19 protein-coding genes and 1 pseudogene are annotated in these 17,402 nt (G+C 69.1%); 9 read left to right on the top strand and 11 right to left on the bottom strand.

All coding sequences use genetic code 11. From position 1 onward, the window contains the following. Nucleotides 1-10: 10 nt before the first annotated feature. From FB381_RS04115 to FB381_RS04100, 4 genes are read right to left on the bottom strand one after another with little or no spacing between them, the layout of a single operon-like run. Nucleotides 11-844, bottom strand: coding sequence for an ABC transporter permease (locus FB381_RS04115; protein WP_170225045.1), 834 nt, complete (start codon nt 842-844; stop codon nt 11-13). 5 nt (nt 845-849) lie between these two features. Continuing rightward, nucleotides 850-1,917 (bottom strand): ABC transporter substrate-binding protein, encoded by a 1,068-nt coding sequence (locus tag FB381_RS04110; protein WP_141779104.1) that lies wholly within the window; start codon nt 1,915-1,917, stop codon nt 850-852. Nucleotides 1,918-1,934: 17 nt separating this feature from the next. Beyond that, nucleotides 1,935-3,218 carry an aromatic ring-hydroxylating dioxygenase subunit alpha gene (locus tag FB381_RS04105; RefSeq protein ID WP_141779103.1) on the bottom strand — a complete coding sequence of 428 codons (1,284 nt, stop codon included), beginning with the start codon at nt 3,216-3,218 and terminating at the stop codon, nt 1,935-1,937. A gap of 12 nt (nt 3,219-3,230) precedes the next feature. Continuing rightward, entirely contained in the window at nt 3,231-4,427 is a 1,197-nt protein-coding gene (locus FB381_RS04100; RefSeq protein WP_141779102.1) for an MFS transporter, read from the bottom strand. Nucleotides 4,428-4,570: 143 nt separating this feature from the next. On the opposite strand from FB381_RS04100, the gene FB381_RS04095 reads away from it, so the two are divergent. The 4 genes from FB381_RS04095 (at nt 4,571) to cysC (ending at nt 9,049) form a co-directional block, all read left to right on the top strand. Then, nucleotides 4,571-5,377, top strand: a complete 807-nt coding sequence (locus tag FB381_RS04095) for an IclR family transcriptional regulator domain-containing protein (RefSeq protein WP_141779101.1) — start codon at nt 4,571-4,573, stop codon at nt 5,375-5,377. Between the two features lie 203 nt (nt 5,378-5,580). After that, a complete protein-coding gene (gene cysD / locus FB381_RS04090; protein WP_141779100.1) occupies nt 5,581-6,495 on the top strand; it encodes a sulfate adenylyltransferase subunit CysD in 915 nt (304 codons plus the stop codon). Next, on the top strand, nt 6,495-7,760 hold the full coding sequence (locus FB381_RS04085) for a sulfate adenylyltransferase subunit 1 (protein ID WP_246087952.1): 1,266 nt from the start codon (nt 6,495-6,497) through the stop codon (nt 7,758-7,760). The genes cysD and FB381_RS04085 overlap by 1 nt, the downstream gene beginning before the upstream one ends. Before the next feature lie 89 nt (nt 7,761-7,849). Then, nucleotides 7,850-9,049, top strand: coding sequence for an adenylyl-sulfate kinase (cysC, locus tag FB381_RS04080; protein WP_141779099.1), 1,200 nt, complete (start codon nt 7,850-7,852; stop codon nt 9,047-9,049). 21 nt (nt 9,050-9,070) lie between these two features. Here cysC and FB381_RS04075 read toward each other — a convergent pair whose 3' ends face one another. Then, nucleotides 9,071-10,219 carry an FAD-dependent oxidoreductase gene (locus tag FB381_RS04075; protein WP_170225044.1) on the bottom strand — a complete coding sequence of 383 codons (1,149 nt, stop codon included), beginning with the start codon at nt 10,217-10,219 and terminating at the stop codon, nt 9,071-9,073. 110 nt (nt 10,220-10,329) lie between these two features. Between FB381_RS04075 and FB381_RS04070 the strand changes: the two genes are divergently transcribed. Continuing rightward, nucleotides 10,330-10,908: a TetR/AcrR family transcriptional regulator gene (locus FB381_RS04070; protein ID WP_141779097.1), complete on the top strand. Its 579-nt coding sequence runs from the start codon at nt 10,330-10,332 to the stop codon at nt 10,906-10,908. Between the two features lie 114 nt (nt 10,909-11,022). Here FB381_RS04070 and FB381_RS04065 read toward each other — a convergent pair whose 3' ends face one another. From FB381_RS04065 to FB381_RS04040, 6 genes are all read right to left on the bottom strand, one after another. Beyond that, entirely contained in the window at nt 11,023-11,847 is an 825-nt protein-coding gene (locus FB381_RS04065) for a beta-keto acid cleavage family enzyme (RefSeq protein WP_141779096.1), read from the bottom strand. 127 nt (nt 11,848-11,974) lie between these two features. Then, complete coding sequence (locus tag FB381_RS04060; protein ID WP_141779095.1) at nt 11,975-12,274, bottom strand: DUF1416 domain-containing protein; 300 nt, start codon at nt 12,272-12,274, stop codon at nt 11,975-11,977. A gap of 4 nt (nt 12,275-12,278) precedes the next feature. Beyond that, nucleotides 12,279-13,127, bottom strand: a complete 849-nt coding sequence (locus FB381_RS04055) for a sulfurtransferase (protein ID WP_141779094.1) — start codon at nt 13,125-13,127, stop codon at nt 12,279-12,281. Nucleotides 13,128-13,199: 72 nt separating this feature from the next. After that, nucleotides 13,200-13,646 (bottom strand): DUF4395 domain-containing protein, encoded by a 447-nt coding sequence (locus FB381_RS04050; protein WP_141779093.1) that lies wholly within the window; start codon nt 13,644-13,646, stop codon nt 13,200-13,202. Between the two features lie 238 nt (nt 13,647-13,884). Continuing rightward, complete coding sequence (locus FB381_RS04045) at nt 13,885-14,355, bottom strand: thioredoxin family protein (protein WP_211352321.1); 471 nt, start codon at nt 14,353-14,355, stop codon at nt 13,885-13,887. A gap of 49 nt (nt 14,356-14,404) precedes the next feature. Further along, nucleotides 14,405-14,674, bottom strand: coding sequence for a MoaD/ThiS family protein (locus FB381_RS04040; RefSeq protein ID WP_141779092.1), 270 nt, complete (start codon nt 14,672-14,674; stop codon nt 14,405-14,407). A gap of 123 nt (nt 14,675-14,797) precedes the next feature. Between FB381_RS04040 and FB381_RS04035 the strand changes: the two genes are divergently transcribed. From FB381_RS04035 to FB381_RS24425, 4 genes and pseudogenes are all read left to right on the top strand, one after another. Further along, on the top strand, nt 14,798-15,547 hold the full coding sequence (locus FB381_RS04035; protein WP_141779091.1) for a response regulator transcription factor: 750 nt from the start codon (nt 14,798-14,800) through the stop codon (nt 15,545-15,547). 31 nt (nt 15,548-15,578) lie between these two features. After that, complete coding sequence (gene mshD, locus FB381_RS04030; protein ID WP_141779090.1) at nt 15,579-16,412, top strand: mycothiol synthase; 834 nt, start codon at nt 15,579-15,581, stop codon at nt 16,410-16,412. 11 nt (nt 16,413-16,423) lie between these two features. Further along, nucleotides 16,424-16,969 (top strand): annotated as a pseudogene (locus FB381_RS24560) (ADP-ribosylglycohydrolase family protein); the annotation flags it as partial. Nucleotides 16,970-17,117: 148 nt separating this feature from the next. Continuing rightward, complete coding sequence (locus FB381_RS24425) at nt 17,118-17,396, top strand: ADP-ribosylglycohydrolase family protein (protein ID WP_211352541.1); 279 nt, start codon at nt 17,118-17,120, stop codon at nt 17,394-17,396. Nucleotides 17,397-17,402: the final 6 nt, after the last annotated feature.

Here is a 17,402-nt window from a genome sequence, read left to right as displayed (position 1 = left end):
GGTCGTGGCGTCAGTGACGAGTGATCCACGGGGTGAGCCGACGGCCCACGAACCCGACGATCAGGGCGAGCAGGAGACCGACGATGGCGAAGACCAGCAGGTAGGCGTACATCGACTCGATCGTGAACAGCTGGAAGGAGTTCCAGACCATGAAGCCCCAGCCGTTGCCCTGACCGCCCATCATCTCGGCGATGGCGAGCATGATCAGCCCCATCCCCGCACCGAGCTCGAGGCCGGTGATGATGTTGGGCATCGCACCGGGCAGCGCCACCGTCCAGAAGACCCGCGCCCGCTTGGCGCCAAAGTTCTCTGCGACGTCGTAGTAGATCCCGGAGACGTTGGCCACCCCGGTGAACGTGTTGATCACGACCGGGAAGAAGACGCCCATCGCGACGAAATACCAGATGGTGTCCTCGCCGAGGCCGAAGAAGAGCAGGAAGAGCGGCAGCACCGCGCTCTTGGGCACGGGATAGAGCGCCGAGACGATCGGGCGCAAGGCAGCGTTGACCATCTTCGACAGGCCCATCGCCACGCCGAGCACGACGGCCGGGACGGCACCGATCAAGAACCCGACCACCAGCCGGCTGAGACTGTGCCGGGACTGCTCCCAGAGCGCACCGGTGGTCGCTTCGTCCCACAGGGCCTGGAAGATCAGGGTCGGGGCCGGGAAGAAGCGCTCGTCCAGGACTCCTGCTCGGGAGAGGATCTCCCAACCGACGAGCAGGAGCACCGGGCTCAGGACAGAGACCGTACGCAGCGCGGTGCGGCTCGGCGTCAGACGTCTCTTGACCTGGGTGGCCGTGACGGCGGCCGGCGGCGCCGTCACCTCTGCGATGTTCGTCATCTCACTCATCCCTCCGACGCGGACTGCGTCGCCTTGTCGACGAAGCTGGTGTCGACCAGCGAGTCGAAGTTGATCTCTGACTGGCCCTGGTAGAGGCCCTGCTTGACGAAGACGCCGTAGTCGCGCTCGAGGCTCGCGACGTTGAGGGCGGCACCCGCGTCGACGAAGCTGGGGACGGTCTTCTTGATGGCCTCCGAGTCGGTGTCGACGTTCGTCGCGATGATGTCGGCGATCTCGTCGGCCCCTGGGCCGGTCCACTCGCCCCCGTCCACGGCGGCGTTGTAGTCCTTGGCGGCACGGGTGTAGGCGTCCATGAAGCACTGCGCCGCGGCGCCCTGCTCCTTGGGGAAGTCGCCGCTGTAGAGCAGGACGGCGAGCTGTTGGTTGTTGTAGACCTCGGTGGAGTCGGCGAGCTTGACCACCGCGCCGCTCGCGAGCGCCTTGGTGGCAGCCGGCTCGGTGGTGAGCGCGGCGTCCACAGAGCCGTTCTGCAGAGCGGCAACATGATCGGGGAACCCGATGTAGGTGTGCCGGATGTCGTCGTAGGTCAGCCCGGCAGCCTCCAGCAGTGCTGCCGCGGTGGAGGTGGTGGCGGTGCCCGGCGCGGGCTCGGCGACCTTGAGGCCCTTCAGATCAGCGACGGTCTTGACCTTGCCGGAGTCGACCAGCTCCTTGCGGACCAGCAGCGGCATGTAGTCGTAGTCGGTGACCAGCTTTCCCTTGTCAGCGACGATCTTGATGTCGATGTCCCGGGCGATCCCGTTGTAGAAGCCGGCCGAGGGCGCGCCGGCGCCGACAGCGAGGTGACCGGCGGCGAGATACGGGATCATCTCGCCGGCGGACTTGAACGGACGGAGGCGTACGTCGAGACCTTCTGCCTCGAAGTAGCCGCGGTCCTTGGCGATGTAGAGCAGCGAGTCGGAGAGGCTGTTGGTGATCCCCGCCTCCACGCTGGCCCCCTCACAGGACGTTGCGCCTGCCGACTCGCTGGCCGTGCATCCGGCGAGCGACGCCGCGGCGAGGCCCAGCGCCACAGCGCTCGCCAACCGCGTACGCAGCAATGACTTGTGCATGAGAGCTCCCTGGTGGCTCAGATGGAGACGAAGTTCTCGCCCGGCCGGACCTGGATCGCTTCGGCAGCACCCTCCTCGAAGGGCACCTCCTTCGGCAGCAGCACCGAGGTCGAGCGGACATTGGTGTGCGCCGGGTCGAGACCGGGCAGGTCGTCGGAGTCGACGTCCTCGAGAGCAGCCAGCAGACGGCGGCGAGCCAGGATGATGGCGGCGTCGCTGGTGCCGAGACGCTCCTTGGTGCGGTCGCAGATCTGGCCCATCGACTCCTGCAGGGAGAAGTCCTGTGCCGCGATGCCTGCGATGCCGGAGAAGGACTCCTTGCGCCGCTGGGCGCCACGGTCCATCAGGTAGTCGTTGGACCGCTCGGCGATCGGATCGTAGGTGCCGGGCTTGTACTTGACGTGGATGCCGTCGCCGCCCTGGAGGGCGTCGAGCTCGCGTTCACCGAAGTCCTGGGTGGGGTGGTAGTTCCAGCTCCAGGCCCAGCAGGTCTCGTCGTCGATCGGCACCCAGGCGTGGCCGCCGAGCGGGTTGTGGGTGCCGAACGGCGGGATGATCGTGTACCACGGCATCATCCACTGGGTGATGCGCCAGTAGTAGTTCTTCTCGTCCGCGTTGCGTCGGGCGCCGATCAGCAGGCCGCCGTCGGACTCGGAGACCTCGAACCTCGGCCTGGTGTCCGCCTTGAGGTATTTGTTGCCCTCGGTGCCCGAGTGCAGCGGGTCGTCATCGAGGTTGAACCGGTGCGCGAAGGAGACGTGGCTTGAGTCGATGCCACCCTCCATGGCCTGCAGGTAGTTGCTGAACTGGCGCCGCTTGGAGATGAAGCGCTGCTCCGGACGAAGACCGATCCATTCCAGCTCCGGCAGCGGTGGCTTCTTGTCCGCGGGGCCCATGTAGATCCAGATGACCCCACCCGCCTCGACGGCCGGGTAGGCCCGCAACTTGATCTTCTCCCGCATCTTGGTGCCCTCGGGTTCGGAGGGCATGTCCACGCAGTTGCCGTCGACGTCGTACTTCCAGCCGTGGTAGGCGCAGCGCAGGCCGCACTCCTCGTTGCGCCCGAAGAAGAGCGAGGCCGTGCGGTGTGCGCAGAACTCGTCGAGGATGCCGATGCGGCCCTCGCTGTCACGGAAGGCGATGAGCTCCTCCCCGAGCAGCTTGATCCGCACCGGGTCGCTGTCCGCGCCCTCGATCTCCTCGGCGTGCAGCGCGGGGATCCAGTAGCGGCGGAACAGATCACCCATCGAGGTTCCGGGACCCGTCTTGGTGAGGAGGTCGTTCTGTTCGCGGGTGAGCATGGTGCGTGCCTTTCAGGAGATGCGTACGGGACGGGTGAGAGCAGAGCGAAGGCCGATCAGCGCAGCGACACCGAAGGCGCACAGCGGGAGCAACCACGCGATGCCGAAGCCGGCACCATGGTCGAGAACCAGGCCGAACCCGAGCGGACCGGTCGCAAAACCGGCGTACATGCCGGTGACGAGCAGGCCGGTGGCCGAGCCGAGCGAGGCGGCCGGCACGCTGCGCACGAGGGCCACCATGGTCACGGCGTTGGAGGCGAGCGCGGCGGCACCGAAGACGCCCGCGCCGAGCCAGACCAGCCAGCCGCCGAGCCACATCGCCAGCACGCAGAGGACCACACCGAGCGCGGATCCGGCGGCGAGGGTGAGCAAGGTGGTCGAGCGGAGGCCGACGCGGTCCGACGTACGCGCCCACCAGATCCGGCTGGCCAGCCCGACGCAACCGACGACGGCCGCGGTGAGACCGGCGGTGCCGATGTCGAAGGCGAGGCGGCGGTGGGCGAAGAGCGGGAGGTAGGCGTTGGTCGCCTGCAGACCGAACCCCATGAAGAACGTGTACGCCGTCAGCGTGCTCACCGACGCCTGGGGCCGTTCCGCCGAGCCGGCGCCGTCGGCCGGGGCAGGCGCGTGCGGCCGGATCCGCAGGGCACTGACGACACCGGCAACCGCGACCAAGAGGCCGGCCACCGCGGCCCAGCGCCAGCCCACGAGCAGCGCGATCGCCGGAGCGGCGAGCCCGGCAGCCAGCTGCGCCATCTGGACCCCCGACTGTTTCCAGCCGATCAGAGCGCCCCGGCGATCGGCGGGGAGACCGGCGACGATGCGGTTGGTGGCCGGGTTGGAGAGCGCCTGCGCCAGACCGCTGACCAGCGCGGCGGCCAGGATCACGGGGTAGGAGTCGGCGACGGCGAGCAGCGCCAGACCGGCGCCGGCCCCGATCGAGACGGCGACCATGACGGCGCGAGCGCCATAGCGGCTGCTCGGGGCCGCGAGCAGGAGCGCGCCGAGAGCCGCGGAGATGAAGGTGATGGCCGCGATCGCGCCGTACTGCGCCGGGCTCAGGCCGAGGTCTTCGATGATCAGCGGCGAGACGGCGGTGAGCGTATAGAGCATCAGCGGGCCGACGGCCATACAGAGCGCAAGCCCGGCCCAGAGCGCGACCTCGCCGCGTCGCTCGGTGGCGACGTCGTCGTGTGTGGTGGCCGGCATTCGCTCTCATTCCGCTATGCGTACAGTTGTGCGCTCTTGTCGTTGGTCACGGTGTCACGCACGTCACATCGACGTCAAGAGCGCGTCACGACATTCCTCCGGTACGCACCGAACGTCCGGCCCCGAGAAGTACAGTGGTACGCATGGCGGAACATGTTGCGGTTCGGGGAACGGCGGAGTCCTCTGACCGTGATGTCGTCCAGTCCCTCGCGCGCGGGCTGGCCGTGGTGCGCACCTTCGACGCCGGACACCCGGCGCTGAGCCTGGACCAGGCCGCAGAACGCGCCGGGATCAGCCGCTCCGCCGTACGTCGCCTGCTGCTGACCCTCATCGAGGCGGGGCTGGTGACCTTCGACGGCCATCTCTACCGGCTGACCCCGCGACTGCTCGACCTCGGATACGCACAGCAGTCCCGTCTGAGCCTCGCCGAGGTCGCCGAGCCACACTGCGCGAGCCTCTCCTCCGAGCTGGGCCGGACGGTCTCGATGGCGACGCGCGACGGCGCCGAGGCGGTCTATCTGGTCCGCGTCGGCGCGCCGCGGCTGATGTCGATCTCGGTCCACGTCGGAACGCGCCTGCCCGCCCACCATCTGGCGATCGGCCGCGTCCAGCTGGCGTGGCTCCCCGAGGCAGAGCTGGCAGGCTTCCTCGGCTCGGCCACCTTTCTCGACAACCCCGGTCGCACGCCGCGCACCGCCGACGAGCTCCGCGCCGAGCTGGCGGCGACGCGCGAACGCGGCTGGTGCCACGTGGCCGATGAGCTCGAGGCCGGGCTCAGCGCGGTCGCCGCGCCGGTGCGAGACCGCACCGGCCAGGTCGTCGGCGCGGTCAACGTATCGAGCCGTTCCGACGGCCGCCCGGACGTACGCGACCTCCTCGAGACCGTCCCGGATCTGCTCCGCACCGCGGAGAGCATCGGTGCCGACGTGCACCACAGTCATCTGTGGTGAGTCTCGATTCCAAGGCCGGCGGCGTCTGGCGGAGAGCGATGCTCGAGCCCCATCTCACCGTGCGAGTGGCGGTACCGGCGAGGTGTCGGCTGCTGCGTACACTCGAATCCTGCCCAGGCGGGGGCTGGGACATTTCGCCGTGCCGTGGAAGCCGCCACTAGCATGGGCGCCTCAACCTGACGGAGAGGTCCTCTGGTTTCGTAATGACTGCTACACACGCCGACTACCGGCTCAGCCAGCTCGACCAGCTGGAAGCCGAGTCGATCCACATCTTCCGCGAGGCCGCGGCAGAGTTCGAGAAGCCCGTCCTGATGTTCTCGGGCGGCAAGGACAGCATCGTGATGCTGCGCCTGGCGGAGAAGGCCTTCTTCCCGGCCAAGATCCCGTTCCCGGTGCTCCAGATCGACAACGGGCTCGACTTCCCCGAGGTCGCCGAGACGCGCGACCGCTGGGTCAGCCGCCTGGGCGTACGCCTGGTGATCGCGAGCATCGATGACGCCATCGCGCGCGGCATCGTCGTCGAGGACGGCAAGACCTCGCGCAACCGGCTGCAGACGCCGACGCTGCTCAACGCCATCGAGGAGAACGGCTTCACCGCCGCCTTCGGCGGTGGTCGCCGCGACGAGGAGAAGGCCCGCGCCAAGGAGCGCGTCTACTCCCACCGCGACGAGTTCGGTCAGTGGGACCCGAAGAACCAGCGTCCCGAGCTCTGGTCGCTCTACAACGGCCGCCTCCACGAGGGCGAGCACATGCGGGTCTTCCCGATCTCCAACTGGACCGAGCTCGACATCTGGGACTACATCGGCCGCGAGGGCATCGAGATCCCCTCGGTCTACTTCGCCCACAAGCGTCGCGTCTTCGAGCGCGACGGCATGCTGCTCACCGAGACCCCGCACAACCCGCTGCGCGAGGGCGAGGTCGTCACCGAGCGCACCGTCCGCTACCGCACCTGCGGAGACATGACCATGACCGGCTGTGTCGAGAGCACTGCGTCGACCATCGAGCAGATCATCGACGAGGTCGCCTCGGCGCGCGTCACCGAGCGCGGCGCCACCCGTGGCGACGACCGGTTCTCCGAGGCAGCCATGGAAGACCGCAAGAAGGAGGGCTACTTCTGATGGCCACCCCCGCAGGAAAGATGGACCTCCTCCGGTTCGCGACCGCCGGTTCGGTCGACGACGGCAAGTCCACGCTCATCGGGCGTCTGCTCTTCGACTCGAAGTCGATCTTCACCGACCAGATGGAGTCGGTCGAGCGCACCTCGCAGGACAAGGGTCACGGTTACGTCGACCTCTCGCTGCTGACCGACGGTCTCCGCTCCGAGCGCGAGCAGGGCATCACCATCGACGTGGCCTACCGCTACTTCGCGACGCCCAAGCGCAAGTTCATCATCGCCGACACCCCCGGCCACGTGCAGTACACGCGCAACATGTTCACCGGCGCCTCCACCGCCGACCTCGGCCTGGTGCTGGTCGACGCGCGTCACGGGCTCACCGAGCAGTCGCGTCGTCACGCGGTGCTGCTCTCGCTGCTGCGGGTGCCCCACCTGGTGCTGTGCATCAACAAGATGGACCTCGTCGACTACTCCAAGGAGGTCTACGACAAGATCTCCGCCGAGTTCAGCGCCTTCGCGACCAAGCTCAACATCCCTGACCTCGAGGTCATCCCGATCTCGGCGCTCCAGGGCGACAACGTCGTGTCCCGCTCGGAGAGCATGGACTGGTATTCCGGTCCGACGCTGATCCACCACCTCGAGCACGTCCACGTCGCCTCCGACCGCGACCTGGTCGACGTGCGCTTCCCGGTTCAGTACGTCGTGCGCCCCAAGTCGGACGAGCACCACGACTACCGCGGCTACGCGGGGCAGCTGGCCGGCGGCGTGATGAAGCCGGGCGACGAGGTCATCGTGCTCCCCAGCGGGATGACGAGCAAGATCGCCGGGATCGACCTGTTCGACAAGGAGATCGCCGAGGCCTACCCGCCGATGTCGGTGACCGTGCGCCTCGAGGACGACGTCGACGTCTCCCGCGGTGACATGATCGCGCGCACGAAGAACACGCCGGAGTCGACGCAGGACATCGACGCGATGATCTGCTGGATGACCTCCGCTCCGCTGCGTCCGCGGCAGAAGCTGGCCATCAAGCACACCTCTAACTCGGCGCGTGCCCTGGTCAAGGACATCCAGTACCGGCTCGACGTCAACTCGTTGCACCGCGATCTGGAGACCAAGGAGCTCGGCCTCAACGAGATCGGCCGCGTGCAGCTGCGCACCACCAAGCCGCTGCAGTGCGACCCCTACTCGAAGAACCGCACCACCGGCTCCTTCATCCTCATCGACGAGGCGACCGGCGTCACCGTCGGCGCGGGCATGATCAACGACTGACGAGAAGCGTTCAGCCAGCACTGAGTCGGCGCACCCTGGCGACGGGGTGCGCCGACTCGCCATCTCAACCGAACCCACCAGGTGATCTTGTGCCCCAGCAGCTCTCTCCCACGCCGCGCGAGCTCGACGACATCGAGCTGATCGTCTCCGGCGCCCTCCCGGGTCCGCTCAACGCTCCCGGGTCGCCGCTGCGGCTCGACCTGCCCGCCGCGGTCGAGGAGAGCGCGGTCCGCGACGGCGCGGTGGAGATCGTCGATCCCGAGGGGCTTCCGCTGGCCCGCGTCAGCTGGCCCGCCGGCGAGGTCACCGGGCTCTCCTCCCCCGCCTACGGTCCTTTCCGGCGGCTCTATCTGACCCCGGAGCAGACCCGAGAGGCGTACGCCGGGCGCACGGTCGTGCCGGTCACCGACGCCCTCACCACGACGGAGATCGAGGAGATCGGGGCCCTCGGGCCGGTGCTGCTGCTCGCTCTGGTCGGTCACGGCACCCCGTCGCTCACCACGGTCGCGCTCCTGCGCGCGACCACCATCGCCGCAGGTCAGCTGCCTGATGCCGCCGTGGTGGCGGTGCCGCTGGCCGCCCACGACGACCCCGAGGCCGACCATGCGCTCGGCGTAGCCGTCGTCGAGGCGTACGCAGGGGGCGACCCGGTGCACGCACTGGCCGCACCCACGTCCAACGACGACCCCGACGACTACCCAGACGACATCGCTGCGGTGGTCGACAGCGACCGGCCGGCACCCGAGGAGCAGGGGCTGGTCATCTTCTTCACCGGCCTGTCGGGCTCGGGCAAGTCAACACTCGCCCGCGCCCTGATGGACCGGATCCTCGAGCAGGGTGCACGCACGGTCACCTCGCTCGACGGCGACGTCGTGCGCCGCAACCTGTCGGCAGGTCTGACCTTCTCCAAGGAGGACCGCGAGACCAACATCCGCCGCATCGGCTGGGTCGCCGCCGAGATCTCCCGCCACGGCGGCCTCGCCGTCTGCTCCCCCATCGCCCCCTTCGACGCCACCCGCCAAGACGTACGCCGCTACGTCGACGACGCCGGCGGCGCGATGTTCCTGGTGCACGTGGCCACCCCGCTCGAGGAGTGCGAACGCCGCGACCGCAAGGGCCTCTACGCCAAGGCCCGACGCGGCGAGATCCCCGAGTTCACCGGCATCTCCTCCCCCTATGAGGAGCCGGCCGACGCCGACGTACGCGTCGACACCACCGGTCGCTCCATCGACGACGCGTTGGACGACGTTATCGCCGGGCTGCGCGAGTCCGGCTACCTGTCCCTCTGAGGACGCCACCGTCCTGCGATCTCAACGGCCGCGGTAGACCAGACCGGAGAGACGCCAGGCAAGCATCCGGCGGAAGCGCGGGACCTTCGCGAGCACGGACAGCACCACGTTGCGTACGCTGCGCCGAACCCCCTGAGCGAGACCGAACTGGGTCAAGCGGTCGGAGAGCTCGACGACTTCTTGGGCGACCGGTCGGCGGCGGGCGCCATAGTCGTCGAGAGCGGTCTCATCGCCACCGGTGATCACGGCGACGAGCGCGTCACCGAGCACAACCGCATCCTGAAGTCCGGTGTTCATGCCCTGACCCCCGGCCGGACTGTGCACGTGGGCGGCATCGCCGGCGATCAGCACTCTGCCCGCACGGTAGGTGTCGGCGACGCGGTGGTGGACCAGGAACCGCGACCCCCACACCACCTCGGTGACCTTGACGGGGCTGCGTCCGCCGCGCCGGTCGAGGAGACCTTGGACGTAGTCGACGTCGGGCTCGGCCGGCGCTTCCTCGACCGGAGCCACGAACCGGAACGAGCCGTCGGGCAAGGGCGCAGAGACCAGGGTGCCCTCGGGCGAGAAGTAGAGGATGACCTCGTCGTGCGGCAGGTCGCCCTCGAGGCGCACGTCAGCAAGGCTGAACGACTCGGCATACTTTCCTCCCGGGAAACCGATCCGGGCCTTGTCGCGCACGGTGGAGTGCATCCCGTCGGCGCCGACCAGATAGCGTGCGCGGATCTCCGTACCGTCCTGGGTGGTGGCCGTGACGCCGGTCTCGTCCTGGGCGAGGTCGACGAGGCTGAGCGGTCGACGCACGTGACCACCGAGCTCGGTGAGCCGCTCCAGGAGGACCCGTTCGGTGACCGCCTGAGAGACCATCAGAGCGTAGGGGAAGTCGCTGGGCAGGTCGTCGAAGCGGATCGGCACCAGCACTCTGCCCCGGTCACGGATGGTGAAGCGAGGTGCCTTGCTGCCCTCCTCGACCAGGCGTCGGGAGACATCCAGGTCGGCGAGGACCTCGAGAGTGCGCGCGTGGACGACCGCCGCGCGCGAGGTGTTGTCGCCGGTCGCCTGGTGGTCGATGACGGTGACGTCGACACCGGCCGCTGCCAGCTTGGCCGCGACGGCGAGCCCGGTGGGGCCGGCTCCGACGACGAGGACATCAGTGGTGATGGTGGACATGATGCACTCCTTGCTCGACATTTAGTCAACACGTGTTGGCCAACTGATGTTGACCAACGTAGACCCGCAGAGGTATTGCCGTCAACGCCCGTTGGCCTACACTTGTTGACATGACCGACGTACGCCGCTCCGGGGCCGAGAGCCGCGAGCGCATCCTCGCCGTCGCACGGGAACATTTCGCGCGGCAGGGATACGACCGCACGACGATCCGCGCGATCGCCGCCGAGGCACAGATCGACCCGTCGATGGTGATGCGCTACTTCGGCACCAAGGAGGATCTGTTCACCCTGGCGGCCTCGATCGACCTGGCGCTCCCTGATCTCACGTCCGCACCGACCGGCGAGGTCGGCCGGACGATGGTCCGCCACTTCATGAAGATGTGGGACTCCGACGGCACGCTGATGGCTCTCCTGCGTCGAGCCGCCACCGACCCCGGCGCGGCCGAGCAGATGCGGACCATCTTCGCCACCCAGGTCGCGGTCGCCGTGGCGCCGGTCTGCCCCGATCCCTCCCAGGCACCGCGTCGCGCAGCGCTGGCGGGCGCCCAGCTCATCGGCATCGCACTCGGCCGCTACGTGCTCGACCTTCCACCCATCGTCGAGATGGACGCCGAGGAGATCGTCGACTGGGTCGCCCCCACAGTCGAGCGCTACCTGACAGGCCCGCTCCCCAAGCCAGCCGACGACTGACCCTCCACTCCCCCTGCCGAGTCGGCTCCTTCTGACCAGAATCCGCGTCGAGTCGGCTCGTTACAACGAGCCGACTCGACGTGCTTTTCGGTCAGGACGAGCCGACTCGACGGGTTAGTGCTTGAGGCCGAGGAGGGACCAGGCCTCGTCGGTGCTCATCAGGGTGCGCTGGGCGACGGAGGCCGCCTCGACGGCGCGCTCGACGAGCTGGCGGTTGGAGTCGACCGGGACGCCCTTGGCGAGGGTGAGCACGTCCTCCATGCCGACGCGGAGGTGTCCGCCCATGGCCAGGGAGGTGAGCATGACCGGCAGAGTGGTGCGGCCGATGCCGGTCGCAGACCAGGAGGTCACCTCGGGCGGGAGGGCGGCGACACCGGCGACGAGCGCGGCCGAGGTGCCGGGCATGCCGCCGGGCACACCCATGACGAAGTCGACGTGCACCTTCCCACCGGCCGGCAGGCCGTACTTTCCGAGCAGACGCTGCAGCGCGGCGACATGGCCCAGGTCGAAGAGCTCGAACTCCGGCACCACGCCGCGCTCCTGGGTGAGCTGGTAGAGCTCGGCGATGAACGGCCACGGGTTGGAGAAGACGTCGTCGCCGAAGTTGGTGGTGCCCATGGTCAGTGAGCACGAGTCGGGGCCAGCGTCGAGCACCTTCAGCCGCTGGTCGAGAGGATCATGCACCGAGCCGCCGGTGGAGAGCTGCACGATCAGCTCGGTCTTCTCGTGGAGCGCGTCGACGGTGTCGGTCAGCCGCCCCATGTCGAGGGTGGGCGCGTGGGCGTCGTCGCGGATGTGCACATGGATCATCCGCGCCCCGGCGGCCTCGCACTCGACGGCCGTCGCCACCAGCTCCTCGAGCGTCGTCGGCAGCTGCGGGCAGTCTTCCTTCGCGGTCTCCGCCCCGGTCGGCGCCACGGTCACAAGCAGTCCAGTCACCCGGACAACCTACCGCCAAATAGCACAACGACCGCAAGATCTCCGCCACAGAACAGTTCTGGGCAAATCAGAACGTGGGAGTCCCGAGGCCACCCAGTGACCTCAGAACTCCCACGTCCGGTGGCTGTCAGCCGATCGGGATCGTCACCTCGGCGACGTTTCCGACCGCGGCGTGGACCAGCTTGTCCACCGGCTCCGCCTTCGGCGCGAGCGTACGCAGGGTCCACTCGCCGTCGCCGGCGAAGAACCGGAAGTGGCCGGTGGCCGAGGTCGGCACCTCGGCGGTGAACTCGCCGGTGCGGTCGAGCAGGCGCACGTAGGCACCGTTGACCGGCGCACCCTCGCGGGTCACCTGACCCTGGATGACTGCTTCCTTGGCGACATCGACGCCGTCGAGCGAGAGTCCGCCCTCAGTTGCTCCGCACATGCGCTCAGGCCTCCCCGGGCTCGTCGCCGAGGGCCACGGGCACGCCGACGAGCGAGCCGTACTCGGTCCAGGAGCCGTCGTAGTTCTTCACGCTCTCGTGACCGAGGAGCTCCTTGAGCACGAACCAGGTGTGCGAGGAGCGCTCGCCGATCCGGCACAGGGCGATGGTCTCCTTGCTGTCGTCGAGACCGGCCTCGCCGTAGATCACACGCAGCTCGTCGTCGGACCGGAAGGTGCCGTCGTCGTTGGCCGCCTTGCTCCACGGCACATTGATCGAGGTCGGCACGTGGCCGGCGCGCTGGGCCTGCTCCTGCGGCAGGTGAGCCGGGGCCAGCAGGCGACCGGCGTACTCGTCGGGCGAGCGCACGTCGACGAGGTTCTTGACGCCGATGGCCTCGACGGCCTCGTCGCGGAAGGCGCGGATCGAGAGGTCCTGCTCCTGCGCCGTGTAGGTCGTCGCCTCGCGGGTGACGGCGTCGTTGGTCAGCTCGCGGGAGTCGAGCTCCCACTTCTTGCGGCCGCCGTCGAGAAGCTTGACGTCCTGGTGGCCGTAGAGCTTGAAGTACCAGAACGCGTACGCCGCGAACCAGTTGTTGTTGCCGCCGTAGAGCACCACGGTGTCGTCGTTGGCGACGCCGCGCTCGGAGAGCAGCGCGGAGAACTGGTCCTTGCTGACGAAGTCGCGGCGGACCTGGTCCTGCAGATCAGTGGTCCAGTCGAGCTTGATCGCACCCTTGATGTGGCCCTTGTCGTAGGCGGTGGTGTCTTCGTCGACCTCGATCAGCACCACCTTCGGGTCCTCGAGGTGCTCCTCCACCCACTGGGCGGAGACGAGGGAGTTCTCGCGGGTCATCTGGGTACCTTTCGTCTGCGCCGGAGCGGCGCGGTTTTCACTGGGGTTGATGCTTGTTGGGATGCGTGCGGATCAGGCGAAGCGCTTGATCAGGAGGTAGACCTCGCAGCCGAGGCAGAACCGGAACACGGCGTTGAGCACGGCCGCGAGCAGCGCGAACCCGAGGGCGATCTGGGCCACGAGCGTCGCGCTGAGGAGATAGGCGACGAGGCCGACGACCGTGAACGCCAGGCCGACACCCTGGGCGAAACGCGGCGGTGCCGGATCCTCGAGCTCGTGCGGAGCGCTGAGTCGGGGGCGCAGGAGCGTCTTGAACAGCCACGCGTGTGGCGTGCGCTGCACACCGAGACCCGCACCAATGGCGAAGAGCACCGTCTGGACGGCGGTCACCACCAGCGCCCACGGCTGTGGGAGCAGCAGCGCCAGGAGAAGCACGACAACGGTCAGCGCCGCAGCGAACTGCGGGCCACGCGGATCGATGCCGGTCTTGGGCGCCGTCTGGCTTGAGGTCTCGGACATGGGTCAGCTCCTGCGAGAGAGAAGGGGATCGTCAGGACGAGCCTGACAGGCGAAGCGATCCCCAGGGTCGACTCGATCGACAAATCTCGGGATTCAGCGGCAGGAACGACACAGCGCCGAGCGCACGCGGCAGTGGTCCACTGCGCGGCGCTTGGTCAGCATGGTCGAGAACATGGAATGACAGTAGCGCGAGCCGGATCGGACGCGAAATGAATGTCTCGCATCGCGGACGCGCGTTTCAGGATTCGAGATCGTAGGTCGGGATCGCGCTCAGGACCTGCTCCTTGCGGGGCGCTCCGGTCGCGCGCGCGACCTCGGCGCCGGCACCGTCGAGCACCAGCGTGGTCGGCGTACGCAGGATGTCGAGGCGTCGCACCAGGTCGAGGTGGTGCTCGGCGTCGATCTCGATGTGGACCACGCCCGGCACGATCTCGGCGACCTCACCGAGGATCCGGCGGGTGGCGCGGCACGGGGCGCAGAAGGCGCTGGAGAACTGCACGAGGGTGGCCCGCTCACCGCGCTCCGCGTCGCGCTCGTGGAGTGCATCGGTCACCGCGTCCCACGCGCGCGGCTCCGGCACGGCATGTGGCTCGTCGGACACCGCGAGCTCCTTCGTACCTCGGAAATGGCCGTCGGTGAGCAGGCGGAACAGACCGAACGCCAGCGCGATCACGATGGCGGCGACGGCGATCCAGGCTCCGGTGCTCACGAGGGGCACAACCCCTCGCCCGCGCCGATTAATCCCGAGAACCTCATCCTCAGCCCCCGGCGAAGGGCGGGAGGAACTCGACCGTCGACCCGGGCGCGACCTCGACCGATGCCGGATCCTGGGACCCGACCGGCTGGTCGCCGACCATGGCGGAGCACACCGCGAGCACCTCGGAGAGGCGCGTGCCGGCGTGGAGATCGACCGCGCGGCGTACGACCTCGGCCAGCGTCAGCGGGCCGTCTGCCTCGATCCGGTCCGACCCGGTGCCTGCCGCGGCCTTGGCCGCGGCCCAGTAGTGAACCTCTATTGCGTTCGTCACTTTCTCGTGGACAACCTTCCTATGTCACCTCGAGGTTTCGATAATATGGTCCAACGATCACCTCACCGAGGCTCAGTGTTGCGTTTCGGTGCTCCTCTTTCGCTGACCGAGAGGCACCATCCCATGAGCTCGCTCGTGTTGTTGACCAGTTCGCTCCAGTGCTCGACCGAGGTGCTCCCCGGGCTCTCTCTGCTCGGTCACCACGTGAAGATCCTCCCCGCCGAAGGTAGCGCGCTCCTCGAGGCGCCCGACTCCGACCTGCTGCTGGTCGACGGCCGGCAGGACCTCGCCCAGTCACGCGACCTGTGTCGCCTGATCCGCGCCACCGGCACCGACGTGCCCGTGCTCCTCATCGTCACCGAAGGCGGCCTCGCCGTCGTCTCCCACGACTGGGGCATGGACGACGTCGTGCTGCACACCTGCGGCCCGGCCGAGCTCGAGGCCCGGATCAAGCTCGGCATCGGCCGCATCTCGGCGGCTCGCGAGGCCTCCGACCCCGACGCCCACGTCATCCGCTCCGGCGAGGTCGTCGTCGACGACGCCACCTACACCGCCAAGATCGGCCGCCGCACGCTCGACCTGACCTTCAAGGAGTTCGAGCTCCTGAAGTATCTCGCCCAGCACCCCGGTCGCGTCTTCTCCCGCCAGCAGCTGCTGGCCGAGGTGTGGGGCTACGACTACTTCGGTGGCACCCGCACCGTCGACGTCCACGTGCGTCGTCTGCGCGCCAAGCTCGGCCCGGAGAACGAGACCCTCATCGGCACCGTACGCAACGTCGGCTACCGGTTCGTGGTGCCCTCGAAGGGCAAGGAGGCCACCGCCGACGGCGCGCGCATCACCCCCGCGCCACGGATCGGCGCCGACGCGGTCTGACGCGCTCCGACCCGCCGATTACGCTCCTCGTATGGCACTCACCGTCGAGCAGGTCCTGGCGATCACCAAGGCAACCGAGGCGTACGACGGGGTGGCCCCGCTCGACGAAGCCACGCTGCTGACGCTGCGCAACCGTCCCGAGGCGGCCACGATCTGGGGTGACGTACGCGGATTCGGGCTGCTGATCGGGACCGAGCTGTCGCTGGTGGTGCTGACCCAGCACCGCGGCGTCGGGCTGGGGCGCCAGCTGCTCCTCCGGGCGCCGGCGACGGAGCCCGGCACGACGGCCTGGTCGCACGGCGACAACCCCGCGGCGGCCCGGCTGGCCACGAGCCAGGGCTGGGAACGCACCCGGGAGCTGTGGGTGATGCGGCGCGCGGCCGCGGATCTCCCGCCGGCCCCGGCCACCCCCGACGGGGTCGTCGTCAGGGGTTTCGAGCCCGGCGACGAGTCCGAGCTGCTCCGGGTCAACGCCGCCGCCTTCGCGCACCACCCCGAGCAGGGCGGCATGACCGCCTCCGACCTCGCCGAGCGGATGGCCGAGTCGTGGTTCGACCCGGCCGGGCTGATCACCGCCTGGGAGGGCGAGCGGCTGCTGGCCTTCCACTGGACCAAGCGCCACAGCGACTCCGAGGGCGAGGTCTACGTCGTCGGCGTCGACCCCGCCGCCCAGGGCCGCGGGCTCGGCAAGCTGGTCACGCTCCTCGGCCTCGAGCATCTGGCCGCCTCCGGCGTCGCGGCGATCCACCTCTACGTCGAGGGCGACAACACCCCGGCCGTACGCCTCTACGAGGGCCTGGGCTTCACCCGGGCCGCGGCGGACACGCACGTGCAATACACCCGCCGCCCGACGGACACGGCCTAACCTCAGGTCGTGTGAAGCTCACCGACTCTCAGCTCGACCGCGCCGTCGGCGCCGTCCTCGGGACAGCCGTGGCCGACGCCCTCGGCGCTCACTACGAGTTCGACCGCCCTCGGCTCGGCGCCGACGAGAAGGCGCAGATGCTCGGCGGCGGCCTCGGGCCGTTCGCGCCCGGGGAGTGGACCGACGACACGACCATGTCGTGGTGCATCCTCGACGTCGCCGCGAGCGGCCTGGACCTGCGCACCGACGAGGGGCTGACCGCGGTCGGCCGCAGCTTCCGCACCTGGGCGGAGTCGGACCCGAAGGACATCGGCAACCAGACCGCCCGGGTGCTCGGCACCGTCGGGCCGGCGCCGAGCGCTGCGGGACTGCGGCAGGTGTCCGAGGCCCTGCACAAGGCGACCGGCCACACGGGTGGCAACGGCTCGCTGATGCGCACCGCGCCCGTGCCGTTGCGCCATCTCGACGACCGCGCCGCCGTCGTGGCCGCCGCCGACGCCGTGAGTGCGCTGACCCACTGGGACGAGCACGCCCGGTCCGGCTGCGCGCTCTGGTCGCTGGCGATCCAGCACGCGGTGATGCACGGCGAGATCGACGTACGCTCCGGCCTCGCGCTCCTCTCCCCCCACCGAGGCCGCCTTCTGGTCCGAGAGGCTCGACGAGGCCGAGACCGAGCCGCCGTCGACGTTCAACCCGAACGGCTGGGTGGTGACCGCGTTGCAGGCCGCGTGGTCGTCGATCGCGCAGACCCCGGTGCCCGAGACCGACCCCGGGAGCCACTACGTCGAGGCGCTCGACACCGCCATCCGGATCGGCAACGACACCGATACGGTCGCCGCGATCGCCGGCGGCCTCCTCGGCGCCCGCTGGGGCACCGCAGCGATCCCCGCCGAGTGGCGCGAGCTCAGCCACGGCTACCCCGGCCTCACCGGCGACGACCTCGCCGCCCTCGCGCTGAAGACGGTCGCTCGCGAGCCGCGCTGACGGTCT

Source organism: Nocardioides albertanoniae (assembly GCF_006716315.1).
GTDB classification, from domain to species: Bacteria; Actinomycetota; Actinomycetes; order Propionibacteriales; family Nocardioidaceae; genus Nocardioides; species Nocardioides albertanoniae.
This window is presented reverse-complemented; position numbering and strand designations above follow the sequence as displayed.